The sequence below is a fragment of the Umezawaea sp. genome, from assembly GCF_036375055.1.
Taxonomy (GTDB): domain Bacteria; phylum Actinomycetota; class Actinomycetes; order Mycobacteriales; family Pseudonocardiaceae; genus Umezawaea.
Genome location: NZ_DASUSQ010000146.1, coordinates 18,679 through 44,345, shown reverse-complemented (window position 1 = coordinate 44,345; position 25,667 = coordinate 18,679). Strand labels below are relative to the sequence as shown.

Annotated in this window: 24 protein-coding genes and 1 pseudogene; 17 read left to right on the top strand and 8 right to left on the bottom strand. The window is 73.9% G+C overall.

Features of this window, described 5'->3' with window-relative positions; genetic code table 11:
• The first annotated feature begins 2 nt into the window (after window positions 1–2).
• The 6 genes and pseudogenes from VFZ92_RS35930 to VFZ92_RS35905 form a co-directional block, all read left to right on the top strand.
• On the top strand, window positions 3–749 hold the full coding sequence (locus VFZ92_RS35930; RefSeq protein ID WP_330881354.1) for an enoyl-CoA hydratase/isomerase family protein: 747 nt from the start codon (window positions 3–5) through the stop codon (window positions 747–749).
• Complete coding sequence (locus tag VFZ92_RS35925) at window positions 742–2,145, top strand: AMP-binding protein (RefSeq protein ID WP_330881352.1); 1,404 nt, start codon at window positions 742–744, stop codon at window positions 2,143–2,145. Before VFZ92_RS35930 ends, VFZ92_RS35925 begins: the two co-directional genes overlap by 8 nt.
• Window positions 2,142–2,549 carry a thioesterase family protein gene (locus VFZ92_RS35920; protein WP_330881350.1) on the top strand — a complete coding sequence of 136 codons (408 nt, stop codon included), beginning with the start codon at window positions 2,142–2,144 and terminating at the stop codon, window positions 2,547–2,549. Before VFZ92_RS35925 ends, VFZ92_RS35920 begins: the two co-directional genes overlap by 4 nt.
• Complete coding sequence (locus VFZ92_RS35915; RefSeq protein ID WP_330881348.1) at window positions 2,546–4,132, top strand: amidohydrolase; 1,587 nt, start codon at window positions 2,546–2,548, stop codon at window positions 4,130–4,132. The genes VFZ92_RS35920 and VFZ92_RS35915 overlap by 4 nt, the downstream gene beginning before the upstream one ends.
• Window positions 4,120–4,725, top strand: a complete 606-nt coding sequence (locus tag VFZ92_RS35910) for a GNAT family N-acetyltransferase (protein WP_330881346.1) — start codon at window positions 4,120–4,122, stop codon at window positions 4,723–4,725. Before VFZ92_RS35915 ends, VFZ92_RS35910 begins: the two co-directional genes overlap by 13 nt.
• 303 nt (window positions 4,726–5,028) lie before the next feature.
• A pseudogene (locus VFZ92_RS35905) lies at window positions 5,029–5,118 on the top strand (IS5/IS1182 family transposase); the annotation flags it as partial.
• A gap of 111 nt (window positions 5,119–5,229) precedes the next feature.
• Here VFZ92_RS35905 and VFZ92_RS35900 read toward each other — a convergent pair.
• The 4 genes from VFZ92_RS35900 to VFZ92_RS35885 form a co-directional block, all read right to left on the bottom strand.
• Window positions 5,230–5,865 (bottom strand): transposase, encoded by a 636-nt coding sequence (locus VFZ92_RS35900; protein WP_330881344.1) that lies wholly within the window; start codon window positions 5,863–5,865, stop codon window positions 5,230–5,232.
• 24 nt (window positions 5,866–5,889) lie between these two features.
• On the bottom strand, window positions 5,890–6,636 hold the full coding sequence (locus tag VFZ92_RS35895) for a phosphotransferase family protein (protein WP_330881342.1): 747 nt from the start codon (window positions 6,634–6,636) through the stop codon (window positions 5,890–5,892).
• A gap of 188 nt (window positions 6,637–6,824) precedes the next feature.
• On the bottom strand, window positions 6,825–7,694 hold the full coding sequence (locus VFZ92_RS35890; RefSeq protein WP_330881340.1) for a hypothetical protein: 870 nt from the start codon (window positions 7,692–7,694) through the stop codon (window positions 6,825–6,827).
• Window positions 7,695–7,824: 130 nt separating this feature from the next.
• Window positions 7,825–8,727 carry an AraC family transcriptional regulator gene (locus VFZ92_RS35885; RefSeq protein WP_330881338.1) on the bottom strand — a complete coding sequence of 301 codons (903 nt, stop codon included), beginning with the start codon at window positions 8,725–8,727 and terminating at the stop codon, window positions 7,825–7,827.
• A gap of 129 nt (window positions 8,728–8,856) precedes the next feature.
• On the opposite strand from VFZ92_RS35885, the gene VFZ92_RS35880 reads away from it, so the two are divergent.
• Genes VFZ92_RS35880 through VFZ92_RS35870 form a run of 3 tightly spaced genes read left to right on the top strand, consistent with a single transcriptional unit; the run spans window position 8,857 to window position 12,517 of the window.
• Window positions 8,857–9,333, top strand: coding sequence for a (2Fe-2S)-binding protein (locus VFZ92_RS35880; RefSeq protein WP_330881336.1), 477 nt, complete (start codon window positions 8,857–8,859; stop codon window positions 9,331–9,333).
• A complete protein-coding gene (locus VFZ92_RS35875) occupies window positions 9,330–10,322 on the top strand; it encodes a xanthine dehydrogenase family protein subunit M (RefSeq protein WP_330881334.1) in 993 nt (330 codons plus the stop codon). The genes VFZ92_RS35880 and VFZ92_RS35875 overlap by 4 nt, the downstream gene beginning before the upstream one ends.
• Window positions 10,319–12,517: a xanthine dehydrogenase family protein molybdopterin-binding subunit gene (locus VFZ92_RS35870; protein WP_330881332.1), complete on the top strand. Its 2,199-nt coding sequence runs from the start codon at window positions 10,319–10,321 to the stop codon at window positions 12,515–12,517. The genes VFZ92_RS35875 and VFZ92_RS35870 overlap by 4 nt, the downstream gene beginning before the upstream one ends.
• A 40-nt stretch (window positions 12,518–12,557) precedes the next feature.
• On the opposite strand, the gene VFZ92_RS35865 is transcribed toward VFZ92_RS35870, so the two are convergent.
• Window positions 12,558–14,684 carry a heavy metal translocating P-type ATPase gene (locus VFZ92_RS35865; protein WP_330881330.1) on the bottom strand — a complete coding sequence of 709 codons (2,127 nt, stop codon included), beginning with the start codon at window positions 14,682–14,684 and terminating at the stop codon, window positions 12,558–12,560.
• A 130-nt stretch (window positions 14,685–14,814) separates the two neighbouring features.
• On the opposite strand from VFZ92_RS35865, the gene VFZ92_RS35860 reads away from it, so the two are divergent.
• Entirely contained in the window at window positions 14,815–15,600 is a 786-nt protein-coding gene (locus tag VFZ92_RS35860; protein WP_330881328.1) for a DsbA family protein, read from the top strand.
• Window positions 15,601–15,616: 16 nt separating this feature from the next.
• On the opposite strand, the gene VFZ92_RS35855 is transcribed toward VFZ92_RS35860, so the two are convergent.
• Window positions 15,617–17,500, bottom strand: a complete 1,884-nt coding sequence (locus tag VFZ92_RS35855) for a cytochrome c oxidase assembly protein (RefSeq protein ID WP_330881326.1) — start codon at window positions 17,498–17,500, stop codon at window positions 15,617–15,619.
• An 80-nt stretch (window positions 17,501–17,580) separates the two neighbouring features.
• Here VFZ92_RS35855 and VFZ92_RS35850 point away from each other — a divergent pair, with 80 nt between their 5' ends.
• Entirely contained in the window at window positions 17,581–18,387 is an 807-nt protein-coding gene (locus tag VFZ92_RS35850) for an alpha/beta hydrolase (protein WP_330881324.1), read from the top strand.
• Entirely contained in the window at window positions 18,384–19,565 is a 1,182-nt protein-coding gene (locus VFZ92_RS35845; RefSeq protein WP_330881322.1) for a PP2C family protein-serine/threonine phosphatase, read from the top strand. Before VFZ92_RS35850 ends, VFZ92_RS35845 begins: the two co-directional genes overlap by 4 nt.
• Here VFZ92_RS35845 and VFZ92_RS35840 read toward each other — a convergent pair.
• Window positions 19,552–20,025, bottom strand: a complete 474-nt coding sequence (locus VFZ92_RS35840; RefSeq protein ID WP_330881320.1) for a hypothetical protein — start codon at window positions 20,023–20,025, stop codon at window positions 19,552–19,554. The two genes, VFZ92_RS35845 and VFZ92_RS35840, sit on opposite strands and share 14 nt — an antisense overlap.
• A 92-nt stretch (window positions 20,026–20,117) precedes the next feature.
• Between VFZ92_RS35840 and VFZ92_RS35835 the strand changes: the two genes are divergently transcribed.
• From VFZ92_RS35835 to VFZ92_RS35815, 5 genes are all read left to right on the top strand, one after another.
• Window positions 20,118–20,801, top strand: a complete 684-nt coding sequence (locus VFZ92_RS35835) for a response regulator transcription factor (RefSeq protein ID WP_330881317.1) — start codon at window positions 20,118–20,120, stop codon at window positions 20,799–20,801.
• A 6-nt stretch (window positions 20,802–20,807) separates the two neighbouring features.
• Complete coding sequence (locus VFZ92_RS35830; protein WP_330881315.1) at window positions 20,808–22,067, top strand: HAMP domain-containing sensor histidine kinase; 1,260 nt, start codon at window positions 20,808–20,810, stop codon at window positions 22,065–22,067.
• Window positions 22,068–22,153: 86 nt separating this feature from the next.
• Window positions 22,154–22,606 carry a PepSY domain-containing protein gene (locus tag VFZ92_RS35825; protein ID WP_330881314.1) on the top strand — a complete coding sequence of 151 codons (453 nt, stop codon included), beginning with the start codon at window positions 22,154–22,156 and terminating at the stop codon, window positions 22,604–22,606.
• Window positions 22,607–22,817: 211 nt separating this feature from the next.
• Window positions 22,818–24,917: a putative bifunctional diguanylate cyclase/phosphodiesterase gene (locus tag VFZ92_RS35820; RefSeq protein WP_330881312.1), complete on the top strand. Its 2,100-nt coding sequence runs from the start codon at window positions 22,818–22,820 to the stop codon at window positions 24,915–24,917.
• Window positions 24,918–24,971: 54 nt separating this feature from the next.
• A complete protein-coding gene (locus tag VFZ92_RS35815) occupies window positions 24,972–25,241 on the top strand; it encodes a hypothetical protein (protein WP_330881310.1) in 270 nt (89 codons plus the stop codon).
• On the opposite strand, the gene VFZ92_RS35810 is transcribed toward VFZ92_RS35815, so the two are convergent.
• Window positions 25,193–25,645 carry a response regulator gene (locus VFZ92_RS35810; protein ID WP_330881308.1) on the bottom strand — a complete coding sequence of 151 codons (453 nt, stop codon included), beginning with the start codon at window positions 25,643–25,645 and terminating at the stop codon, window positions 25,193–25,195. The two genes, VFZ92_RS35815 and VFZ92_RS35810, sit on opposite strands and share 49 nt — an antisense overlap.
• Window positions 25,646–25,667 lie beyond the last annotated feature (22 nt).

Below are 25,667 nucleotides of genomic sequence, written 5' to 3'. Positions count from 1 at the left end.
CCGTGGTTGTCGAGTACGAGTGCCGCGACGGAGTGGCGCTGATCCACCTCAACCGGCCCGAGCGGCTCAACGCCGTGGTGCCCGCGCTCACCGACGGGCTGGTCGCCGCGCTGACCCGCGCCTCGGCCGACGGCGCCGGGGCCGTGGTGCTCGCCGGTCGCGGTCGCGCGTTCTGCGCCGGGCACGACCTCAAGGAGCCCGAGCCGGTCGAGACGGTGCTGGAGACCAGGGCGCGGCTGGAGGCCATCCAGGACGTCACACGGCTGGTCCGTCGGTTCCCCGGCGTCGTGATCGCCGCCGTGCACGGGTACGCGCTCGGCGCGGGCTGCGAGTTCGCGCTCGCGTGCGACCTGGTCGTGGCGGACGAGCACGCCCAGTTCGGGTTCCCCGAGGTCAGCGTGGGACTGAGCGTGACCGGGGGGATCTCCCTGCTGCTGCCGCGGCTGGTCGGGCTGGCCAAGGCGAAGGACCTGCTGCTGCTCGGCGAGCGCGTGCCCGCGGGCGAGGCCAAGGCCATCGGGCTGATCAGCCGGGTCGCGGCCGCGGGCGAGCACGAGAAGGTCGCGCTGGACCTGGCGGGTCGGATCACCGCCCGGCCGAGGGTCGCCGTGAGCCTGGCCAAGCGGGTGCTGGACCTGGGGCTCGACGCCACCCTTGAGGAAGCGCTGGCCACGGAGGTCGACCACGCCCTGCTGACCAGCTTGTCCGGGGAAGGGGACGCGCCGCGTGAGGAGTTCGGACGTGACTGATCTCGTCGCCGCCGTGCGCCGGGCGGCCGACCTGTGGCCGGAGCGGATCGCGTGGACGTTCGACCCCGGTGTCCGCCTCACCTTCGGCGACGTGGACCGGCTCAGCGCCGGGTACGCGCAGGCGCTGCGGCTCAGGGGCGTCGGCGCGGGCGACCGGGTCGCGGTGCTGCTGCGCAACCAGCCCGAGTTCCCGCTGGTGTGGCTGGCGCTGGCGCGGCTGGGCGCGGCGATGGTGCCGGTGAACACCCGCTACCGGACCGTCGACGCCGAGCACCTGCTGCGCGATTCGGCCGCGGTCGCCGTCGTGACCACGGAGGAGTTCCGGCCCCTGGTCGAGTCGCTCGGCGTCGCGGTGCTGCCGCTGGAGGACCTGGCGCCGGTGGAGGGGTTCGAGCAGCAGCCGGTCGACCCCGGCGCGGCGGTGAACATCCAGTACACGTCCGGGACCACCGGGTCGCCCAAGGGCTGCGTGCTGTCGCACCGGTACTGGACCACCCTCGGTGCCAGCCTGGTCGAGGAGTTCCCCCGGCTGGTCGCGGCCGACGTGATGCTGACCGCCCAGCCGTTCTACTACATCGACCCGCAGTGGAACGTCGTCTCCGCGCTGCTGGCGGGCGCGGAACTCGTGGTCCTGGACGGCTTCCACCCCTCGTCGTTCTGGGACAGGGTGCGCGAGCACGGGGTCACCTACTTCTACTGCCTCGGTGCGATGCCGACGTTGCTGCTGCGCATGCCCGAGTCGCCGCTCGACCGGGAGCACCGGGTGCGGGCGGTGCAGTGCTCGGCGATCCCGCCGTCGCTGCACGCCGTGCTGGAGGCCCGCTGGGGCGTCGGCTGGTACGAGGCGTTCGGGATGACGGAGACCGGCGCGGACATCCGCGTCGGCGCCGAGGAGCACGACGAGCTGGTCGGCACCGGCTGCCTCGGGCGGCCCGCGGCGCACCGCGAGGTGAAGATCGTCGACGGCGAGCTGCTGCTGCGCGGGCCGGGCATGATGGACGGCTACCTCGGACTGCCCAGCGTGCTGCGCGACGGCTGGTTCCCGACCGGCGACCTGGCGCGGCTGGACGAGCAGGGGCGGGTCTACCACCTGGGGCGGATCAAGGACATGATCCGGCGCAGCGGCGAGAACATCGCGGCGCAAGAGGTGGAGGAGGTGCTGCTGAGCCATCCCGCCGTCGCGCTCGCGGCCGTGGTCGGCGTGCCGGACGAGATCCGCGGCGAGGAGGTCAAGGCGTTCGTGGTCGGCGCGGTCGGCGAGGAGGAGCTGTCGGCGTACTGCGCGGAGCGGCTGGCGTCGTTCAAGGTGCCGCGCTACTGGGAGTTCCGCGACGACCTGCCGAGGACACCGTCCGAACGGGTCGCGAAGCACCTGCTGGATCGGAGCGCGCCGTGACCTTCTCGTGGGACAGCCCCGTGTTCTTCGACGAACTCGACCTGAACGGGACGCTGCACAACTCGCGGTTCGCCGTCCACGTCGAACGCGCCCAGTCGGCGCTGTTCGAGGAACTGGGCAAGGGGTGGGCGCGGTTCGGCGACCGCGACCCGGACCTGCACTACGCGGTGCGGGAACTGCACGTGGAGTTCCTGGCGGCGGTGACCGCGCCGGGGCCGATGCGGGTGGAGCTGACGTTCGACCGGATCGGGACCACCAGCGCGGTGTACGGGTTCCGCTGCGGTGGCGACGACGTGACGTACGCGAAGGGGTACCGGGTGATCGTGAAGACGGATCCGGCGACGGGCAGGCCTATGCCGTGGAGCGACTGGTACCGCGAGACCTTCCTGGAGAACCAGTCGTGATCGAGGCCGATCTGCTGCTGACGAACGCCGAGGTCGTGACCCTGGACGGTCCCGACGCGCGGTCGGTCGCGATCCTGGGCGACCGGATCGTGGCGCTGGAGGACGTTCCCGCGCGGGAGGTCGTGGACCTCGGCGGGGCCGTGGTCGTGCCGGGGTTCCACGACGCGCACAACCACATGGCGTGGTTCGGGCTCACGCTGTCCGAAGTGGACCTGCGGGTGCGTGACCTGGCCGAGCTGTACCGCGTGGTGGGGGAGAAGGCGCGGACCGTCGAGCCCGGCGAGTGGGTCGTCGGAGCCGGGTACGACCAGAACAAGATCGGCGGCCACCCGACGCGAGCGGAGCTGGACCGGGTCGCGCCGGGGCGGAAGGTGTGGCTGAAGCACACCTCCGGGCACATGTGCGTGGTGAACACGCCGGTCCTGGAGGCGTTGGGCATCACGTCCGGGCCGGTCGAGGTCGTCGGTGGCGTCGTGGGCGTCGACACCGGGCTGCTGGAGGAGCAGGCGCAGCAGCTGGTGAACTCGCTGGTGCTGCCGTACCCGGTGGACACGCTGGTGGACGCGATCGACCTGGCCGGGCGGCAGTACCTCGCCGAGGGCATCACGAGCTGCGTCGAAGCGGGCATCGGCGGCGGCTGGATCGGCAAGTCCCCGGTGGAGGTCGCGGCCTACCAGGCCGCTCGGGACCAGGGGCGCCTGCACGTCCGGGTCGAGCTGATGGTGGCGGTCGACGCGCTGCGGTCGCTGACCGCGCACGCCACCGACGGCCTGTCGCTGGGTCTCGACCTGGGGATCCGCAGCGGGTTCGGGGACGACTGGCTGCGCATCGGGCCGGTGAAGGTGTTCTCCGACGGCTCGCTGATCGGGCACACGTCCGCGATGTGCCAGGACTTCGCCGACACACCGGGGGTCCGCGGCTACCTCCAGGGCGAGGCGGCCGACCTGACGGCGACGATCATCGCGGCGCACCGGTCGGGCTGGCGGGTCGCCACCCACGCCATCGGCGACGCGGCGATCGACCTCGTGCTGGACGCGTACGAGTCGGCGGCGGTCGGGTTCCCCCGGTCCGCGCCGCGGCACCGGATCGAGCACTTCGGCGTCGCGCGGCCCGATCAGGTGGCGCGAGCGGTCGAGCTGGGCGTGGTCCCGGTGCCGCAGGGGAGGTTCGTCAACGAGATCGGCGACGGGATGATCACCGCGCTGGGGCCGGAGCGGGTGAGGTGGGCGTACCGGCAGCGGTCGCTGCTCGACGCCGGGCTCGTCGTGCCGGGCAGCTCGGACCGGCCGGTGGTGCGCGGTGCCCCGCTGCTCGGGATGCACGACATGGTGAACCAGGAGACGTCGTCCGGGGCGCCGTTCAACCCGGCCGAGGCGGTGAGCGGCCTCGAAGCGTTGCGCGCCTTCACCTACGGGTCGGCCTACGCGTCGTGCCAGGAGCACGTGAAGGGCACGATCACACCGGGCAAACTGGCCGACCTGGTCGTGCTCTCGGCCAACCCGGCGACCGTGGACCCCGCACGCATCAAGGACATCTCGGTCCTGCGGACGATGGTGGGAGGCGTGTTCCGGTGGAACTCGTGACCTCGGAGTCGTTGGAGCCAGGCGACCTGGAGGTCGTGCGGGCGATCTACGAGGACGGATTCCCACCGCACCTGCGGGCCCCGTTCGACTCGCTCCTGACCGACCAGGCGTTCGTGCTGGTCGACGACACCCCCCTCGGCTTCGCCGTCCTACGGCCGCTGGCGTCCACGGGCTGGGTCTTCCTGCGGTTCTTCGTGGCGGCCAGCAGGGGCCGCGGCGTCGGCTCGCTGCTGTGGTCACACCTGACCGCGACCATGGCCGAGGCAGGCTTCACCAGGATGGTCCACGACGTGGAGGACCCATCAGAACCCGACGTACCCGAGGCCGAGGTGGAGGTACGCATCAAACGCATCTCGTTCTACGAGAAGAACGGTGCCCTCCTCCTGCCGGTGACGTCCTACCTCCCACCACACGGGGACGAGGAACCACACGCACTACGACTGATGGCGGCGGACCTGACCACCTCACCGACCGAACCAATCACAGGCCAAGACCTCCGCGCGCTGGTGGAGGCGGTCTACGAACACCGCTACGGCCTGCGCCCCGACGATCCCGCCGTACGCCGCACCCTCACGTCGAGCGGCCTGGCGTAGCCGCTCTTCGCGCCGGCAGGACGTCCACGCCTGTTCGGGAGGCCTTCGCACCACCGACAGGACCAGCGCGAGACGGCCGCACCTTCCTCGACCCCAGGACGTCCACGATCGGGTGCTTCGGCGGCATCTGCGTCGGAAGGTGCCAGCGGTGGCCGAGGAGCCGCACCTCGCAGCGCTCCTGGCCAATCGACAGCGCTGGTCACCACCTGTGCAGCGCGACACACCACCTGATCGCCGACAGGCACGGCCTTCCCGCTGATGTCGCTGATCGACAAGGCTCCCTCGGTGCGGTTGCCGCATGACAAGGGCATCACACCGTTGATCGCTCGTCGTGGTGTCGAGCACGGGTCCGGTCTGGGCGTGCATCGCGAGGTGGTCGAGCAGAGCTGTGCCGTAACCACGCTGGTGCCTGCGTTGACGGGTGCCGGCTGAGCAAGCTCGGACACCGCCGTTGGCAAGACCCTCTGCGATCGAGGCGCGCTCGTGCTTGGGGGCACGGTCTCGTCATCGGGCGACCGACGCCGCGGATCCCGAGATCAAGCTCCTCGGTGTAGCCGGTTCACCGGTCCGCGACTTCGGCAGCCGACCCATGAGCCGCGCCTGGTCCACCACGCACGATCCGGCCGCCCCCGGTGGGGGACGCGGTGGTGCCGGTGCGGCGGGCGTCGGCGGCGTGCTGGTGTGCTGGTGTGCCCGCACGATGCCGGCATCCACCGACACCTCGCGGTCGAGTTCGCCGATCGCCTCGGTGATCACCCGCACCTCCCCGGCCAGCGTGGTGAGGGTGCCGTTACGGGACCAGCGCCGGACGCGGGGCACAGACCGTCTTCCCGGCCTGTGGTGTTGCGGCAGGTCCCGCCAGGCGACACCTGTCGTGGCCTTGAACAGCGTCCCGTTGATCACCCGACGGTCGTCCGCCCGCGGACGGCCTTGCGCGCCCGAGACGGGCGGCAGCGGCTCGATCGTCTGCCGCTGCTCGTCGGTCGACCCGTGCCTGCGGACGAACCCAAGGTCAAAGCAGATCGGCCACACCCACTGTGAGGACAGGCCCCAGCGCCAGTCGCCCGTCTGGGACCCTGTGACCACGACGATGCTTCGGGCAGGGGTCAGCTCCGCGATCGGGCAGAACCGGGCCGTCACCGTGGTCCTGCCCCCACGAACGACCTAGGGTTCCCGCATCCGGGACCTGAGCACGTCGAACTCACATCCCGGCGCGTCCGGGTCGAAACCGTGCTCGATCAGCCAGCGCGACCCCATCAGGCTGCGCAGTGACCACCAGGCGCGGATCACGTCTCGGTCCGCGTCGTCGCCGTAGCCTGCCAGCAGGTCGTCCAGGCGTTCCTCGTGCCCGAGCGTCAGGGTGGCGAGGTCGGACATGGCGTCGCCGGGGGCGGCTTCGGACCAGTCGATGACGCCGGTGACCTCGTCGCCGTCCACGAACACGTGGGTGATTTGCAGGTCGCCGTGGATGAACACCGGTTTCCACGGGCGGAGGGCGGCTTGGGCCATCTCGCGGTTGCGGTGGATCACCTCGGCGGGCAGGACGGCGTTGGCCAGCAGCCACGCGCACTCGCTGTCGAGTTCCGCCGCCACGTCGTCCAGCCTGCGGCCCGGCCACGGTGGCAACGGCGCGTCGTGGAGCTTCCTGATGGCGGCACCCGCCGCGGCCCACGCCGCCGGTGACGCGGTCGACGGTTCGCCGAGGACGCCTAGCGCTGTGCCGGGCACGGCGGCGATGGCGAGCACGGGCGGCTCGCACCAGAGGACCGGCGGGGTCGGTACCGGGACCATGGCCATCGCCCGGACCTCGATGTCGGCGTGCGCCGGGTCGCTGTCGACCTTCAGGAACACGTCGCCGACGCGCAGCGTCGCGCGCTGGCTGTGGGCGACGACGACGTCAACCTTGTCCATACCGGCCATCCTGGCGGGGATGGACAAGGTTGTCGTCGGATTTTCCAACGGCTGCCTCGGGCACCACCGTCCACAGCCGATCCCCTGGCACCGGGGTGCGACCAGCGGGGTGGATCGTGGCCGTGCGCGAGTCGCGGGGGGCGACCTCGTCAGCGACCCCCCGGCGCGTCGACGTTCGCGGTCGTGCGTCAGCGACCGCACGTCCGCTCAGCGCTGCCAGGACCAGGGCTTGCGATGATCAGGCCGTTGGGGACCCACGGACCCGGGTAGGCGAGGCGGCGGGGACGTGAGGACCGCAGCGGGGAGTTGGTGTGCCAGGTCGCCGACAGGGACGGGCGGCCGGAGGAGCGGGGTGGGCGGGCGGTGAGGGTCAGGCGGGTGGTGACCGCCGAGGTCAGGTAGAGCGCTGCCGCGAGGAGCAGGCAGGATCGTGGGGACAGGAGGGTGAGCGGTGCGCCGCCCGTGGCGAAGCCGGTGACCTGCACCAGGCCCCAGAGCATGGTGCAGACCGAGCGGCCCAGGACGTAGCCGTCCCTGGTGAGGATCTCGTCGGGCAGGCCTCCGCGCACGCCTCCACCCAGTGACGCCACCAGGCCCGGTAGGGCAGACACCGCCGTGGTGGCGGCGAAGGCGACGGCCAGGGGGGACAGGACCGCGCGCGGCGGTAGGCGGTCGGCACCCGGGAGCAGGAACGCGCCTCCGAGCAGTGGCGCCGGCTGCGGGCCGAACATGCTGATCGCGGAGAGGAGCGGGGAACCGGTGGCTCGGCAGACCAGCGTGCCGAGTGCCAGGCCGCCGATCGTCTGGGCGGCGGCGAAAGCGGTGAGGGACAGCAGGAACGGGGTGAACTCCCTGGTGCGGAACAGGGCGCGGTAGCTGCGCGTGCGTGGAATCGTGGTGGGCGCACCGGCGGCACGTCGGCACTCGCGCCAACCCGAACCGCACCGCACCGCACCGGACCGCACCGCACCGGACCGCACCGGGCCGAGCCGGGCCGGGCCGGGCCGGGCCGCACCACGGTCGACCAGGGCGGGCAGTCCGCGCGGGACGGCTTCCAAGGGGCTTTGACGGTCACCGGCACCGCGAACCCGTGGAAGGTCGCGGTCACGCTGCCCGCCGGGGCGTCCTCGGCCGTCACCCGCGCCGCGACGGCCCGCGCCAGGGGGAACCGGCCACCACGGGCGGGCGTCAGATCCGCCAGGACTCGGACGTGGCCCGTGCGCGGTGCAGGCGTGCCGCGTCGCGGCCCGGTGGCTCGCCGAAGAAGCGCCGGTACTCGCGGCTGAACTGCGACGCGCTGTCGTAGCCGACGGCGTGGCCCACGGCCGCGACGTCGTCCGGTTCGGCGACCAGGCGGGCGCGCGCCTCCTGGAGCCTGATCCGCTTCTGGTACTGGATCGGGCTCATCGTGGTGATGGCGCGGAAGTGGCGGTGGAACGAGGTCACGCTCATCGCCGCCGTCCTGGCCAGGTCCTCGACCCGGAGCTGGTCGGCGTAGTGCGCGCGGATCCACTTGGCCGCCTTGGCGATCTGGGCGAGGCGGCTGTCGGTGAGGCCGATCTGGCGCACCATCTCGGCCTGCTCACCGTTGAGCAGCCGCCACAGGATCTCCCGCTGGATCGCCCCGCCCAGCACCGGGATGTCGGCAGGGCGGTCGACCAGCCGGAGCAGGCGCACGATCGGGTCCAGCAGGTCGGTGGGCGCGTCGGTCAGGGTGATGCGCGCTGTTCCCCGTCCCCTGGCGCGGTCGGCGGGCTGAGCCAGCAGCAGTTCGGCGACGGCGGCCGGACGCAGCGACAGGCCGAACGCGAGGAACGGTTCGTCGGGCGTGGCGTGGACGATGTGGGCCGTGAGCGGCAGTTCGACCGGCACCACGAGGTACTGCCCCGCGCCGTAGTCGAACACCGTGTCGGCCAGCACCGTGCGCTTGGACCCCTGCACGACCACGGCGAGCGCGGTCTCGCAGATCACCCCCAGCGGGTCGGTCGGCGTGGAGGACGCCATCAGCGTCACGTCGGGCAGTGCCGCCAACCGCTCGGGGTGGTCGACGTGGCGTTCGATCAGCCTGCGCAGTTCGGGGAGCGGTTCCACAACCGGGCACGGTACTCGCGGCGCCGGCAGGATCGTGCAAGGGATTGGCAGCGCTGGTCTACACGCCCCGCGCCCCGCGATGATCGAATCGTGGGTACCGATTCCCAGGCAGCGGAGGAAGAACTACCCATGGACGTCACCGTGAGGCTCGCCATCAACGGACGGGTGGCGGAGTTGGAGCTGGACAACCGGGTGACCCTGCTCGACGCGGTGCGCGACCACCTGGACCTGACCGGTACGAAGAAGGGGTGCGACCAGGGCGCGTGCGGCGCGTGCACCGTCCTGCTCGACGGCAAGCGCGTGGTGTCGTGCCTGGTGCTGGCGGCGCAGTGCGACGGCCGGGAGGTGACGACCGTCGAGGGCCTCGGCGCGCGGGGGCGCAGGCACCCCGTCCAGGAGGCGTTCGTGCGCCACGACGCCTTCCAGTGCGGGTTCTGCACGTCCGGTCAGATCATGTCCGCGGTCGCGCTGCTCGACGAGGGCCGCGCCGGGTCGGACGAGGAGGTCCGCGAGTTCATGAGCGGCAACCTGTGCCGGTGCGGGGCGTACCCGAACATCGTCGCGGCGATCCGCGAGGTCGCGCGGGTGGACGGTGAGCGGCGGTGAGCGGGTTCGAGTACGTCCGCGCGGACGACCTCGACAGCGCGGTCGCCCTGGTGAGCGGTGACCCCGGTGCCGCCTACCTCGCGGGCGGGACGACGCAGCTCGACCTCGTGCTGAAGGACCGGGTCGTGCACCCGTCGCGCCTGGTCGACATCGGCAGGCTGCCGCTGCGCGGGACGACCCTCGACGGCGACCGGCTGCGGGTCGGCGCGCTGACCGCGATGGAGGAACTGGCCGCCGACCCCGTGCTGGCGGCCCGGCTGCCGTTCGTCCGGGAGGCGCTGCTGGCCGGGGCCTCCACCCAGCTGCGGAACATGGCCACGATCGGCGGGAACCTGCTCCAGCGCACCCGGTGCCGCTACTTCCGCGACCCGGACGTGCCCGCGTGCAACAAGCGCGCGCCGGGGTCGGGGTGCGCGGCGGTGACCGGCGCGGCGCGGATGCACGCCATCCTCGGCGCGAGCGCGAACTGCGTCGCGCTGCACGCGTCGGACCTGTGCGTGCCGCTGACGGCCCTCGACGCCCAGGTGCACGTCCAGGGCGTCGACGGACGGCGGGTCGTGCCGCTCACCCGGTTCTACGTGCTGCCGGGCGACCGGCCGGACGTCGAGAACGTGCTGGCGCACGGCGAGGTCGTCACGCACGTGGACCTGCCGCTGCTGCCCGCGGGCACGGCGTCGGGCTACCTGAAGGTGCGCGACCGCGCGTCCTACGAGTTCGCGCTCACCTCCGCCGCCGCGGCCCTGCTGGTCGTGGACGGCACGGTCGAGCGGGCCAGGGTCGCGCTGGGCGGTGTGGGCACCGTCCCCTGGCGGGCCGTGGAGGCGGAGGCGGTGCTGGTCGGCGCCCCCGCGAGCGTCGAGACGTTCCGGGCGGCCGCGGAGGCCGCGATCCACGACCCGTTCACGGTTCCGGGCACCGAGTTCAAGGTCGAGCTGGCCAAGCGCACGGTGGTGCGGGTCCTGTCGACGGTCTCGGGGGTGCGGTCGTGAGCGGTGGACTCGTCGGGCTCCCCCTGGACCGGGTCGACGGACCGGTCAAGGTCACCGGGGCCGCGCGGTACCCGTCGGACGTGTCGCTGCCCGGTCAGGCGCACGCCGCGCTGGTGCGCTCGACCGTCGGCGCGGGCCGGATCAGCCGGATCGACACCTCCGCCGCGCTGGCCGCGCCGGGCGTCCTCGCGGTGATCACGCACGAGAACGCGCCCGAGCTGGCCGACGCGCCCCCCACGGCGCTCGGGCCGCCGCCGCGCTTCCCGCTGGCCGACGACCGGATCGTCCACTTCGGACAGCACATCGCGGTCGTCGTCGCCGGGACGCCGCAGCGGGCGGCTGAGGCGACCCGACTGGTGGAGGTCGAGTACGAGCGGGTCGAACCCGTGCTGGGACTGGACAACCCGTCGGCCGCGGTCGAGCGGAACGCCTGGGGCGTGGAGGTCGACCACGGCGACGCCGAGGGCGCGCTGGCCACCGCCGAGGTCGTCCACGACGAGACGTTCACCACCGCCGCGGAGACCAACAACCCGCTGGGCCTGTTCGCCACGGTCGCCCAGTGGCGGGACGGCGGCCTCGTCGTCCACGACTCCACCCAGTGGCCGATGATGGCCCGCCGCACGCTCGCCGGGGTGTTCGGCCTCGCCGAGCGGGACGTGCGCGTGCTGGTGCCCTACCTGGGCGGCGGGTTCGGCGCTGGCCTGCGCACGTGGGCCCACACGATCCTGGCGGCGCTGGCCGCGCGGGTGGTGGACCGGCCGGTGAAGCTGGTGCTGACCCGCCCGCAGATGTTCACCTCGGTGGGCCACCGGGCGGAGTCGCGGCAGCGGCTGCGGATCGGCGCGACCGCCGACGGGAGGCTGCTCGCGATCGACCACGACTCCGTCGCGGCGCTCGGCGCGGAGGAGGCGAACTTCTCGGCGATCGTCATGGGCACGGCGCACGCCTACGACTGCGCGAACGTGGCCACGCACGACCGGCAGGTGCGGCTGAACATCCCGAACCCCGGTTTCCTCCGGGCCCCCGGCCACGCCGAGGCCAACTTCGCCGTCGAGTCCGCGCTCGACGAGCTGGCCCACCGGCTGCGCGTCGACCCGGTCGAGCTGCGGCTGCGCAACCACGCCGACGCGCACCCGCGGTCCGGTCTGCCGTGGTCGAGCAACGCGCTGCGGGAGTGCTACCGGGTCGGCGCCGAGCGCTTCGGCTGGTACGACCGCGACCCCGAGCCGCGCTCCACCCGCGACGGCGACCGGCTGGTCGGGTACGGCATGGCCGGGGTCACCTTCGGCTGGTACGCGGCGGCCTGCGAGGCCACCCTGTCGATCACCACCGCCGGGACGGCCGTGCTCCGCAGCGCCGCGACGGACGTCGGCACCGGCACGTACACCGTCTCCGCCCAGCTCACCGCCGAACTGCTCGGCCTCGGCGTGGACCAGGTCCGCGTCGAGATCGGCGACAGCGACCTGCCGCCCGCACCGCAGTCCGGCGGGTCGGGGCTGGCCGCCGCACTGTCCGGCGCTGTCCAGGCGGCGGCGGACAACCTGGTGCGGGCCTTCCTGGACCTCGTCGCCGACGACGGGGAGTCCCCGCTGCGCGGCAGGGGTCCGGACGAGGTCGGCGCCGCCGACGGGGGCCTGCACCTGCTGGCGGACCCCGGCACGGGCGAGAAGTACGCCGACGTCCTGGCGCGCCACGGGCTGGACGTCCTGACCGCGCACGGCGAGGTCGAGTTCACCGAGGCCGCGCGCACGTCGGGCCTGGCGGCGGCCGGGGCGTTCGCCGCCCACTTCGTCGAGGTGCACGTGGACGAGGACCTGGGCGTGCTGCGCGTCGCCCGCGTGGTGTCCGTCGTGGACGGAGGACGCATCCTCAACGCGAAGACGGCGCGGAGCCAGGTCGTCGGCGGCGTCGTGATGGGCATCGGCATGGCCCTGTTCGAGGACACGGTGTTCGACGCCGACACCGGCCGCGTGGCGAACGCGACCTTCGGCGACTACCTGGTGCCCGTCAACGCCGACGTGCCCGACATCGACGTCACGTTCGTCGGCGGGCCGGACCGCTTCAGCCCCACCGGGGTCAAGGGCATCGGCGAGGTCGGGCTCGTGGGCGTGGCCGCGGCCGTCGCCAACGCCGTGCACCACGCCACCGGCAGGCGGATCCGCGACCTCCCCATCACGATCGACAAGATGCTGTAGCCGCGCGGCCCGGCCACCCGAGCGGGGGTGGTCGGGCCGCTCACTCGAACGTCCGCAGCCTCATGCTGTTGGACACCACGAACACCGACGACAGCGCCATCGCCGCCCCGGCGATGAACGGGTTCAGCAGCCCCAGCGCCGCCACGGGCAGCGCGGCGACGTTGTACCCGAAGGCCCACACCAGGTTCTCCCGGATCACGCGCAGCGTCCGCCGGGCCAGCCGGATCGCGTCGGGCACGGCGTCCAGGCCCTCCCGCACCAGGATCACGTCGGCGGCGGCCAGCGCCACGTCCGTCCCGGCGCCCACCGCCAGCCCCAGGTCGGCGGCGGCCAGCGCGGGCCCGTCGTTCACGCCGTCCCCGACCACGGCGACCCGGTGCCCGGCGGCCCGCAACGACCGGACCAGCGCGACCTTGCCCTCCGGCAGGACGGCGGCGTGGACCTCGTCCACCCCGATCGCGTCCGCGACGCACCGGGCCGCGCCCTCGTTGTCCCCGGTGACCAGCACGGGCCGAACCCCCAGCGCCCGCAGCGACCGCACGGCCGCGTCGGCACCGGGCTTCACCTGGTCGCTCAGCGCGACCAGCCCCTCGACCCGCCCGTCCCACCCCACGACGACGACCGTCCACCCGGCCGACTCCCACCCCGCGGCCACCGCCGAGACCTCGGCGGGGAACACCCACCCGTCGAACAGCGACGCCCGGCCGACCACCACCTCGCGCCCCTCGACCACCCCGACGGCCCCCAGCCCCGGCAGCGCCCGGAACCCGGACACCGGGGGGAGCGGGGCACCGGCCGCGGCCACGACCGCCCGCGCGATCGAGTGCGAGGACGCGGCCTCCACCGCGCCGGCCGCGCGCAGCACGTCACCGAGGACCTCCCGCACCACCATCCGCCCGGTGGTCACCGTCCCGGTCTTGTCCAGCAGCACCACGTCCACCCCTCGGGTGGCCTCCAGCGCCCGCGGCCCCCGGATCAGGATCCCCATCCGCGCGCCGCGGCCGGTGGCCACCAGCAGCGCGGTGGGCGTGGCGAGCCCCAGCGCGCACGGGCAGGCGATGATCAGCACGGCCAGCGCCGCGCCGAACGAGTCCACGCCGGGGTTCCCGAGCAGCAGCCAGGCGACCAGCGTGAGCAGCGCCAGCACCAGCACCACCGGGACGAACACGGCCGACACCCGGTCCGCCAGCCGCTGGGCGCGGGAGTCGCCGGACTGGGCCTCCTCCACCACCTTCGCCATCCTGGCCAGGTAGGAGTCCGCGCCCACCCCGGTGGCCCTGACCACCACCCGGCCGTCGAGCGCGATCGTGCCGCCGACGACCGCGGCCCCCGCCTCGACCTCGACGGGCAGCGACTCGCCGGTCATCATGCTCACGTCCACAGTGGAGCGTCCGTCCTCCACCACCCCGTCCGCCGCGATCCGCTCGCCCGGCCGGACCACGAACAGCGCCCCGACGGCCAGGTGCTCCACCGGCAGCCGCACCTCCACGCCGTCCCGCAGGACCGCCACGGAGGACGCCCCCAGCAGCGACAGCGCCCGCAGCGCGTCACCGGCCGTCCGCTTGGCCCGCGCCTCGAAGTACCGCCCCGCCAACAGGAACGTCGTCACCCCGGCCGCGGTCTCCAGGTAGATGCCCCGCCCACCGCCGAACAGCCCGACCAGCGACCACCCGAACGCGCACAGCACCCCCAGCGACACCAGCGTGTCCATCGACGCGCCCCCGTGCCGCAGGTTCCGCGCGGCCGCCCGGTGGAACGGCCACGCCGACCACGTCACGACCGGCAGCGCGAGCGCCAGGCACACCCACTGCCAGCCGGGGAACCGCGCGCCGGGCACCAGCGACACCACCAGCGACAGGTCCCCCAGGGGGAACGTGAGCACCACGGCCACCACCAGCCGCCGCCACAGCGCCCGGCTGGGGTCCGGCGGCGGGGCCGACACCGGCGAGGCGGTGTACCCGGCGTCGGCGACGACCTCGACCAGGCGCGACAGGTCCACATCGGACGGAGCCGTCACGGTGGCCCGCTCGGTGGCGTAGTTGACCACGGCGACCACCCCGTTCACCCGATTGAGTTTCCGTGAGACCCTCGACGCGCAGGCCGCGCAGGTCATCCCCCCGATCGCCAACTCGACCTGCCGGGTCGTGCTTTCCTGGATGGTGTCCACGGTGGTGCCTTCGGGTTCGCCGGTCGGGTCCACCACAGGTCGGGTGCGGACCCGCCGGAGTTCCCCGGAACTTCGGGCGCCGTCGGGCCGACCGGTGGGGGTAGGCGAGAACAGGAGAGCGGGAAAGCAGATGAGCAGCAAGAACGCCACGCGGAAGCGTGGCAGCAAGGCCGTGGCGCAGGCCAGGGGAGCCGGGGGCAACCGGGTCGCGGTCATCGCGGGTGTGGTGGTCGTGGCGGTGCTCGCGGCCGTCGTGGTCGGTGCCGTGATCTTCTCCGGCAAGGAGGAGGCCGCCCAGACGAGGGGCACCGGGATCCCCGTCGTCTCGGCGGGCCTGTCGGGCGTGCCCGCGGTGCTGGAGGAGCGGACCGGCACGGTCGTGCTCGGCAAGGCCGGGGCTCCGGTCGTGGTCGACGTCTACGAGGACTTCCTGTGCCCGATCTGCGGCACGTTCGAGGAGCAGTACGACGAGCAGATCGACGAGGCGCTGACCAGCGGGAAGATCAAGGTGCGCTACCACGTCGTGAACCTGCTCGACGCGCAGTCGAAGCCCGCGGGCTACTCGCTGCTGTCGGCGAGCGCCGCGCTGTCGGTGGCGAAGAACAGCCCCGACAGGTTCGCCGACTTCCACGCCAGCCTCTTCGCCGCCCAGCCGCGCGAGGGCGGTCCCGGTTACACCGCGGACCAGATCGTCGCGCTGGGCAAGGACCTCCAGGTGGGCGGCAGCTTCGAGCAGGACGTCCGGGGCGGCGCGTTCGACGAGGCCGTGAAGACCGCGTACAAGGCGGCGAGCACGGATCCCGCGTTGCAGCGCACCCAGGGCGGCCAGTCCTACTTCGGCACGCCGACGGTGGCCAGCGGCGGCGCGCTCGTGGACATCTCGAACGCGAACTGGCTCGCGGACCTGGTCGGGTGACGGGCCGGGAGGCCCGTCACCCCCGACGGGCCTCCGCGAGGCTCGCCAGCATCGCGTTGTAGGCGGCCAGGTCGTCGTCGGAGTGCCGGTCGGACCGGCGGGCCTCCCGGTCGTCCGCCCGCGACCACTGCACCAGCAGGGCGATCACCACCACCAGCATCGGCAGCTCGCCGGACGCCCAGGTGATGCCGCCGCCGAGGCGCTGGTCCGCCAGGAGGTCCGCGACCCACGGCAGGTCCAGCGAGCGGTAGAAGTTCGCGCCGATGACCTCTCGCGCGGACATGAGCACCACGCCGAAGAACGCGTGGAAGGGCATGACCGCGAACAGCATCCCGAGCCTGCCCAGGTGCGGCAGCCTGCGCGGACCGGGGTCGATGCCGATCACCGTCCAGTAGAACAGGTAGCCGGTCACCAGGAAGTGCGTGTTCATCAGGACGTGCGCCCAGTGGAACGGCAGCGCGGCGCCGAACAGCGGTGACAGGTACAGCCCGTAGTAGGAGCCGACCAGCAGCACGCACGCCACCGCGGGCGTCGTGAGCACCCGCGACACCCGGCAGTGCAGCAGCGCGAGCAGCCACTCGCGCGGACCGTGCTCACCCGTCGGCAGCGCCCGCAGCGCGAGGGTCACCGGTCCGCCGAGCACCAGCAGCACCGGTGCCGTCATGGTCAACGCCATGTGCGCCACCATGTGCACGCTGAACACGCCCGGCGCGTACCGGCCGATCGCCGACGACGTGGCGAGCAGCAGGACCGCGCAGCCCAGCAGCCACGCCGTCGTGCGCCCGACCGGCCAGGCGTCGCCCCGGCGGCGCAGCACCCGCACGCCCACCAGGTACCCCGCCGCCAGCACCAGCGCCGCCGTGCCGAGCACGAGGTCGAACCGGACCGAGAACGGGTCGAACGGCGTCGACAGGTCGTAGCCGATCAGCGTGTCCACCGCCGTCGCCGGGTCGGCGAAGAACTCCGGCGGCGGCTGCCGGGCCAGACCGACGGACACGCCGACGCTCACCGCCAGCAGGGCGAGGTCGACGCCCGCCAGGTGCACCGGGCGGGTCGCGCGGCGGCGCAGCGCCACGGCCACCAGCCCGAGCGCCGCGAGCAGCAGCACCTTGCCCAGCAGCAGCCCGCCGTACAGCGTCGTCAGCAGGTCGGCGGGAGCCACCAGCACGAGGCCCTGCACGACGCCGGAGAGGGCCAGCACACCCCAGCAGGCCGCGGCCACCGCGCGGTAGCGGCGGCGGGCGAGGTCGGCGTGCCCGGTACCGCGCCGGACGTGCGCGAGCAGCACCACCAGCGTGCCGAGCCACACCGCCGCCGCCACCACGTGCGCCGCCGCCGCGTTCGACGCGAGGTCGTGGTCCTCGCCGACGGACGCGTGACCGGTGACGACCGGGGGAAGCAGCGCGAACACCGCCCCGGCCAGCAGGGCCACCGCGGTCGGCCAGGTGAGCGCCACCCGGCAGCCCACGGCGACCACCAGCACCACCGCCGCCGTGACGGCCCAGGCCTTCGGACCCTCCAGCGCGGCGAGCAGTGCACCGTCCACTTCGGACAGAGGTTGGCCGGACGCGTCCGCGACGCCCAGCGGCACCAGGGCGACCGCCGCGGCGCACCACGCGGTCGCGGCCCGTCCCGCGGTGCGCAGCGCCGCGTACCCGCCGACGTCGAGCACCCCGGATCGGCCCGGTGGCACCAGGAAGGCGGCGAACACCAGCGCCCCGACGCACAGCGCGCCCGTGGCGTCGGCCACCAGCCGCGCCACGGCCGTGGCGTACCGGACGAGCGCCCCCGGATCGCTGTCGCCGAGCGCGGCGTGCCCGTCGCCGCCGATCACCGCGACCACCACGACGACCACGGCCGCCGCCGCGAACCAACCCGAAGCCCTGAACAGTGCGCGCACGACAACCGGTCGAGGGCGGGGGCCCGCCGGTTCCGGACTGTGACCACGCGCACCACGAGGGGGAGTGGCAGGATGCAGTCGTGGACGTACGCGCGAGGAACAACGTCGTGGTGAAGGGTCGCGAGGACGGACCGGTGCTCGTGCTCGCCCACGGCTTCGGCTGCGACCAGAACCTCTGGCGGCTCGTGGTCCCCGCGCTGGGCGAGCACTTCAGGGTGGTGCTGTTCGACCACGTCGGGGCAGGCCGGTCGGACCTCGCGGCCTGGGACGAGCGCCGGTACTCCTCGCTCGACGGGTACGCCGAGGACGTGGTGGGGGTCTGCCGCGACCTGGGGGCGGGCCCGGTCGTGCTGGTGGGGCACTCGGTGAGCGCCATGATCGGCGTGCTGGCCGCGGTCGCGGAGCCGGAGCTGTTCTCCGGGCTGGTGCTGCTCACCCCGTCGCCCCGCTACGTCGACGAGGGCGACTACCGCGGCGGGTTCAGCGCGGCGGACATCGACGAGCTGCTGGACTCGCTGGACAGCAACTACCTGGGCTGGTCCGCCGCGATGGCCCCGGTGATCATGGGCAACCCGGACCGCCCCGAGCTGGGTGAGGAGCTGGAGAACAGCTTCTGCCGGACGGACCCGCGCATCGCGCGGGTGTTCGCGCGCACCACGTTCCTGTCGGACAACCGGGCCGACCTGGAGCGCGTGACCGTGCCGACGCTGGTCGTCCAGTGCGCCCACGACGCCATCGCGCCACCGGAGGTCGGGGCGTTCGTCCACGACCGGATCCGCGGCAGCGAGCTGGTCACGCTGGACGCGACCGGGCACTGCCCGCAGCTCAGCGCGCCGGAGGCGACCGCCGCGGCGATCATCCCCTTCGCCGTGAGAGCGAGCGGATGACCGGGGAGCCCACCACGGCGCTGCCGCGCGAGAGCCTGGAGGACCTCTACGAGAACGCTCCGTGCGGGTACCTGTCCACGTCGCTGGACGGGCGGATCGCGCGGGTCAACGCGACGCTGCTGTCCTGGCTCGGCTACTCCCGCGAGGAGGTCGTCGGCCGTCGCCGGTTCACCGACCTGCTGACCGTCGGCGGCCGGATCTACCACGAGACGCACTTCGCGCCGCTGCTGCGGATGCAGGGCGAGATCGGCGGGGTCGCGCTGGAGCTGGTCGCCGCCGACGGGCGCAGGCTGCCCGTGCTGGCCACGTCCGTGGTCCGCCGCGACGAGGACGGCGAGCCGGTGGTGATCCGGACGACCCTGTTCGACGCCCGCGACCGCCGGACCTACGAGCAGGAGCTGCTGCGGGCCCGCCGGGAGGCCGACCGCGAGCGGGACCGGTACCAGCGGCTCGCCACGACCCTCCAGCGGTCGCTGCTGCCGCCCGCCCTGGCCCACGTGCCGGGGGTGGAGGTGGCCGCGTACTACCACCCGGCGTCCGTCGACGAGGTCGGCGGCGACTTCTACGACCTGTTCCCGCTGGCCCAGGACCGGTGGGGGCTGTTCCTCGGCGACGTGTGCGGCAAGGGAGCAGGGGCCGCGGCGGTGACGTCGATCGCCCGCTACACGCTGCGGGCCGCCGCCGTGCACGACTCCGATCCCCGCGCCGTGCTGCGCACGCTGGACACCGTGCTGCGGCAGGAGGACGGCCGCCGGTTCTGCACGGTGGTGTTCGGCGTGCTCACGCGCACCGCCGACGGCTGCACCGTCGCGCTGGCCGGTGGCGGGCACCCCCCGGCGCTGCTGCTGCGCGCGGACGGCACGGCGCACCCGCAGGACCTCGTCGGCGGCCAACTGGTGGGCGTGCTGCCGGACGCCCGCTTCGTGGCCCGCACCGTGACCCTGGGGCCGGGCGACACGCTGCTGTTCTACACCGACGGCCTCACCGAGGCGCGGATCGCCGCCGACCGCTCCCGCTACGGCGACGAGGCGCTGCTGGACTTCGCCGCCGCCATCGCCCCGATGGGCTCGGCGGACACCGTGAAGGCGGTCCGCGGGCTGCTGACCGGGTTCGGCACCGGGCTGGACGACGACACCGCCGTGCTGGCGCTGGGCGTGCCGCCGGTCAGCGGTGCCTGACCTCGGCCTTCGGCACGCCGTCCACGCAGCGCAGCCGGACCTCCACCCTGGCGCGGCCGGAGAAGAACCTGATCGACGGGTGGTGGGCACCGGGGTCGGGCCGCGTCTGGAAGCCCTGGGCGGGCATGGCGGAGACGACCTCGACCTCGCCGCCGGTGCAGCGGGCGATGATCGACCCGCCGGGGCTGGTCAGGACCACCGGCTCGACGGCCGTCGCGGTGGTGGTCGTCGTCGGGGCCGGTGCGGACGAGGACGTGGTCGGCGGGGTGGGGGCGGCGGGCGTCGCCGACAGCCGCGCGTCCACCTCGGCCTGGCTGAGCGGCTCCTGGCCCGCGCCGACGATGCCGCTGCCGATCGCGTCCACGGCGGTCGTCCCGACGACCGTCGCGGCTCCGAGCGCGACCGCCCAGGCGAGCACCACCGTGAGCGCTCGGGTGCGGCCGGACCAGTGACGGGACACCGGACCAGTAAACCGCCCCCGCCCGTTAAGGCGCTCCTAACGGACTCCTAAGGCACCCGCGCGGGGGCACCGGGTGCCCTACCGTTCCGGGCATGGCACAGGTGCTGCTGATCGAGGACGACCCGAGGATCCGCACCGCGCTCATCCGCGGGCTCTCCGACCGCGGCCACGCCGTGACCTGGGCGCCGACCGCGCTCGCGGGCCTGGAGCGGGCCGTCGGCGACCGCCCGGACCTCGTGGTGCTCGACCTCGGGCTGCCCGACCTGGACGGCGTCACCGTGCTGCGGATGCTGCGCGGGGTGAGCCGGGTGCCGGTCGTCGTCGCGACGGCGCGGGACGGCGAGGACGAGATCGTCGCGGTGCTCGACGCGGGCGCGGACGACTACCTGGTCAAGCCGTTCGGCGCGGCGCAGCTCGACGCCCGCGTCCGGGCGGTGCTCCGGCGCGGCGGCGAGCACACCGAGGACGGCGCGGTCGTGGTCGGCGGGCTGCGGATCGACCCGAGGTCGCGCCGGGCGAGCCTGGACGGCCGCGCGCTCGACCTGACGCCCCGCGAGTTCGACCTGCTGCTCTACCTGGCCAACCGCGCGGGCGAGGTGGTCGGCAAGCGCGAGCTGCTGACCGAGGTGTGGCGGCTGCCCTACGGGGGCCCGGACAAGACGGTCGACGTCCACCTGTCCTGGCTGCGCCGCAAGCTCGGCGAGACCGCGCAGGACGTCCGCTACCTGCACGCCGTGCGCGGGGTCGGGGTTCGGCTCAGCGCGCCGGGGGAGTGACCGCCCGTGCGACGACGGGTGCTGCTGCTGGTCGGCGCGACCACCTCGCTGGTGCTGGTGGCGTTCCTGCTGCCGCTGGCGCTGCTGATCCGCGACGTGGCCGCCGACCGGGCCGTGCAGGCGGCGACCGTGCGGGCGCAGTCGCTCAGCGCGCTGGTCGCCACCACCGACGCCGCCGCGCTGTCGCTGAGCGTGCGGCAGGTCGACACCGACGCCACGGTCTTCCTGGCCGACGGCAGCACGCTGGGCGCGACCGCGCGGCGCACCTCGCTGGTGGAGCTGGCCTTCCGCGGCACCAGCGCGACCGGTGACGTGCCCGGCGGCCGGGAGATCGTGTTCGCGGTGGCGGGCCCCACCGGCACGATCGGGGTGATCCGCACGTTCGTGCCCGACGCGCGGCTCACGGCCGGGGTCGACCGGGCGTGGCTGCTGCTGGTCGGCCTCGCCGTGGCGCTGCTCGCGGTCAGCCTCGTGGTCGCCGACCGGCTGGCGAGGTCGCTGGTGCGGGCCACCATCTCGCTGGCCGCCGTGTCGCACCGGCTGGCGCGCGGTGAGCTGGACGCCAGGGCCGATCCGGACGCGCCGGGGGAGATCGGCGTCGTGGCGACCGCGCTCAACGGGCTCGCGGGCCGCATCGCCGACCTGCTGCGCGAGGAGCGGGAGACCATCGCCGACCTGTCCCACCGGGTGCGGACCCCGCTGATGGCGCTGCGGCTGGACGCCGAGGCGCTGGGCGACCCCGCCGACGCCGACCGCATCGGGGCGGGCGTCGACGCGGTGCAGCGGGCCGTGACCCAGGTGATCGAGCAGGCCCGGCGGCGCGGTGTCGACCCGGCGGGCGGCTGCGACGCCGCCGAGGTGGTGCGGGAGCGGGTCGCGTTCTGGCTCGTGCTCGCCGAGGACACCGACCGCGGGGTCGGCGTGGACGTGCCGGAGGGGCCGCTCCCGGTCGCCGTCGCGAAGGCCGACCTCGAAGCGGGCGTGGACGCGCTGCTGGGCAACGTGTTCGCGCACACCCCGGACGGCACGGACTTCCGCGTCGCGCTGCTGGCCCGTGAGGACGGCGGGGCCAGGCTGGAGGTGGCCGACGCCGGGCCGGGGACCGACGCCGCCGCCGTGCGTCGCGGGAGCAGCGGGTCGGGGTCCAGCGGGCTGGGGCTCGACATCGTGCGGCGCACCGCGGAGCAGGCGGGCGGCGGGCTGCGGATCGGCCCGTCGGAGCACGGTGGTCTGCTCGTGACCGTCGACCTCGGACCGCCCCCTTAGGAACCCGTTAACCCCGCGGCAGCGCGCCGCTAGGCCTCCGCCCGGCACCGTCGCTCCTGTCCAGCCACAACGGAAAGGGGCCGATCGTGTCGAACTGGAACAGGGCCGCCCTCGTGGGCGGAACGCTCGCGCTGCTGGTGACCGCGGGGACCGCGGCGGCGGCCTTCACGGGCTCCGACGGCACCGTCGCGACCACCGGCGGGACGTCCACCTCGGTCAGGTCGACCACCGCGTCGGCGCCGCCGTCCACGTCGACCTCCTCCGCCGCCCCGTCCTCGTCGGCCGCCGCCGGGCTGACGGCGGAGGAGGCGGAGCGGAAGGCGCTCGACGAGGTGGGCGGGGGGCGCGTGGAGCGCTCCGAACGGGAGTGGGAGCACGGCCGGTGGGTGTGGCACGTGCGGATCGAGGGGCAGGACGGACGCCGCCACGACGTGCGGGTCGACGAGGAGACCGGGGAGGTGTGCGCGGACGGACGGCCCCACGGCCCCGGTCGTGGTCACGGTTCCGGCCGGTGGGGTCGAGGCGGTCGCGGTTACTAGTCCGCCGCGGCGGAAGGCCTGGCCAACGGGCCTTCCGCCGCACTTCTGGTCTACAAAGGATGGTCCTTCCGGTCGTCACCGGTCGTTCGATCACCCTGGTGGCGGTTGTCCCGGTCGTGCGACGATTGCACCTTGCGAGCCTTCGCACGAAAGGTGTCGGCCGCGCCACGACCTGGGGGTTTCGGCGCCGACCGCGGAACCGGTGGACGAGGTGGCGACAGCGCGGGACAAGGTTGAACTACGGGGAGTACGCCTGCTCACCAGCGCGTTCGCCTGGATGGGCGGGCTCGCACTGCTGGCGGCGCTCGTCGGCACGGGGCAGGGGCCGCTGCACCACCCGCTGGTGGCGCTCGCGGTCGTGGTGCTCACGACGTGGGTGGTGAGCCCGGACGGCGACGCGTGGTGGGTGGCCGTCGCGGAGGGCGTGGTCGCGGTGTCGGCGTTCCTCGCGCTGCCCGGCCCGCAGCCGGTGATCGGGTTCCTCTTCGGCGTGACCGTCCGGCGGTCGCTGCGCGGCGGGACGGCGTGGTTCCCGCTCAAGGCGACACCCGCGCTGCTGGGGTACGTGGTCGGGCTCGGCGCGGCCATCGGGCTGGGTCTCGACTCGCAGCCGCACGGCATCGACGCGCTGGTGGGCAGCCTCATGCCGCTCGTGGGCCTGGTGATCGGCTCGGGGGCGCTGTACAAGGTCGTGGGCGCGGCCGAGGCCGCCGACTCCGCCCACCTGACCCTCTCGGCGGTCGTGCAGGCCAGCCCCGTCGGCCTGGTGCTGCTCGGCCGCGACGGCGTGCCGCGGCTGCACAACGACCGCGCGCGGGCCCTGCTCGACTGGTCGGAGCCGGGCGCGGTGCCGTGCCCCCACGGCCCCGACATCACCGCCTGCGACCACGGCTGCCGCACCGCGTCGGACCCGGTGGAGGTCCGGGTCGGCCGGACCGGGGTGCTCGCGCTGCACCCCACGCCCGTCGACCCGGACCGCACGCTGGTCGCCGTGGTGGACGTGAGCGCCCGGTCCCGCCGCGAGGAGGCGCTGCGCACCCGTTCCGAGCGCGACGAGCTGACCGGGCTCGTCGGCCGCGCGCACTTCCTGCACCTCGTCGACCAGGCCGTGCCCGGCGACGGCGGCCCCGTCGGCCTGCTGGTCATCGACCTCGACCAGTTCAAGGAGATCAACGACACCGAGGGCCACGAGGCCGGTGACGAGTACCTGGTGTCGGCCGCCGACCGCATCCACTCGGCCGTCGGCCCCGGCGCGGTCGCCGCGCGGATAGGGGGTGACGAGTTCGCCGTCCTCGCCCCCGGCCACGACACCGCCGCCGGCGTCCGGCTCGCCGACCGGATCCTCGACGCGCTGGCCGAGCCGCTGTCCGCGTTCGGCTACGAGCTGGTGATCCGCGCCAGCGTCGGGATCGCGGTGGCCGAGCGCGACGGCGTCGCGGCCGACCTGCTGCGCGACGCCGACACCGCCATGTACGTCGCCAAGCGCGAGGGCGGCGCCCGCCACCGGCTGTTCCACCCGGAGATGGGCGAGCAGGCGCTGGCGCGGCAGCGCGACAAGGTCGACCTGCGCGCCGCCATCGACAGCGGCCAGCTCGTCCTGCACTACCAGCCGATCGTGGACCTGGCGAGCGGTCGCGTGACCGGCGCCGAAGCGCTCGTCCGCTGGCAGCGCCCCGGCCACGGCCTGCTGAGCCCGGTCGAGTTCATCGGGCTCGCCGAGGAGACCGGCCTCATCGTGCCGCTGGGCAACCGCGTGCTGCTCGACGCCTGCGAGCAGGCCGTGCGCTGGCAGGAGCGGTCCATCGGCGTCACGGTCAACGTGTCCACCCGCCAGCTCTCCCAGGCGGGTTTCCTCGACACCCTCGACCAGGTGCTCACCACGACCGGCCTGCGCCCCGGCGGGCTGACGATCGAGGTCACCGAGTCGGTGTGGGCCGACGAGGTCGCCATGCGCACCCTGATGGCCGTCCGCGACGCGGGCGTGCGCGTGGCGCTGGACGACTTCGGCACCGGCTACTCGTCGCTGAGCTACCTCCAGCGCTACCCGTTCGACGTCGTGAAGATCGACAAGTCGTTCACCGCGGAACTGGGCGAGTCCGGCCGCACGGCGGGCGTCGTCCGCTGCATCATCGACCTGACGAGGGTCCTGGGCGCGGTGGCGGTCGCCGAGGGCATCGAAACCCCCTCCCAGGCCGAGTGGCTGAGGGCGGCGGGCTGCGACTACGCGCAGGGGTACCTGTTCGGCAAGCCGGACGTGGCGGAGAACTGGGACGTGCAGCCGTCGGTGGTGTGGGCGGCGGAGCGGGAGTGACCGCGGACCGGGCTCCTGACCTCCGCCGGGCCCGGTCGCGCGCGGGACTAGGGCGTGACCGGTGCGTTGGTCAGGCCCTTCACCGCCCCGGTCACGGTGTTCGAGGCGTGGACGACGTCGGGCATCGCCGCGCGCTTCGACACCGGCGTGACGTCGACGGCGTACTGGCCGACGCCGCCGAGGTCGGACCGGTCGTTCCGCCACGCGGTGCCGCACCCGTGGGGCAGCGCGGGCGTGCCGGTGGCGGTCGAGGTGACCGCGCGGCCCGGCGTCCACTACCGCGGGCGGGCGACCACGGTGATGAAGAAGTCGTCGATGTGCTGAATGGCCGTCACGAACGCGTCGAAGTCGACCGGTTTGGTCACGAACGCGTTCGCGTGCAGCTGGTAGCTGCGCAGCACGTCCTCCTCGGCGCCGGACGTCGTCAGCACGACCACCGGGATGCGGCGGAGGTCCGCGTCCTGCTTGATCTCCGAGAGGACCTCGTGGCCCGCCATGCGGGGGAGGTTGAGGTCCAGCAGGATCAGGTCGGGCCGGGGCGCGTCCGCGTACTCGCCCTCCTTGCGCAGGAACGCCAGCGCCTCGACGCCGTCGCGCACCTGGTGCAGCCGGTTGACGATGCGGTGGCGCTCGAACGCCTCCTCGGTGATGAGGGCGTCGCCGGGGTCGTCCTCGATCAGGAGGACGTCGATCGCCGGTGCGGCGGGAACCATCACGGCGGCGTCCATTCCTGGGATCGGCACGAGCCTG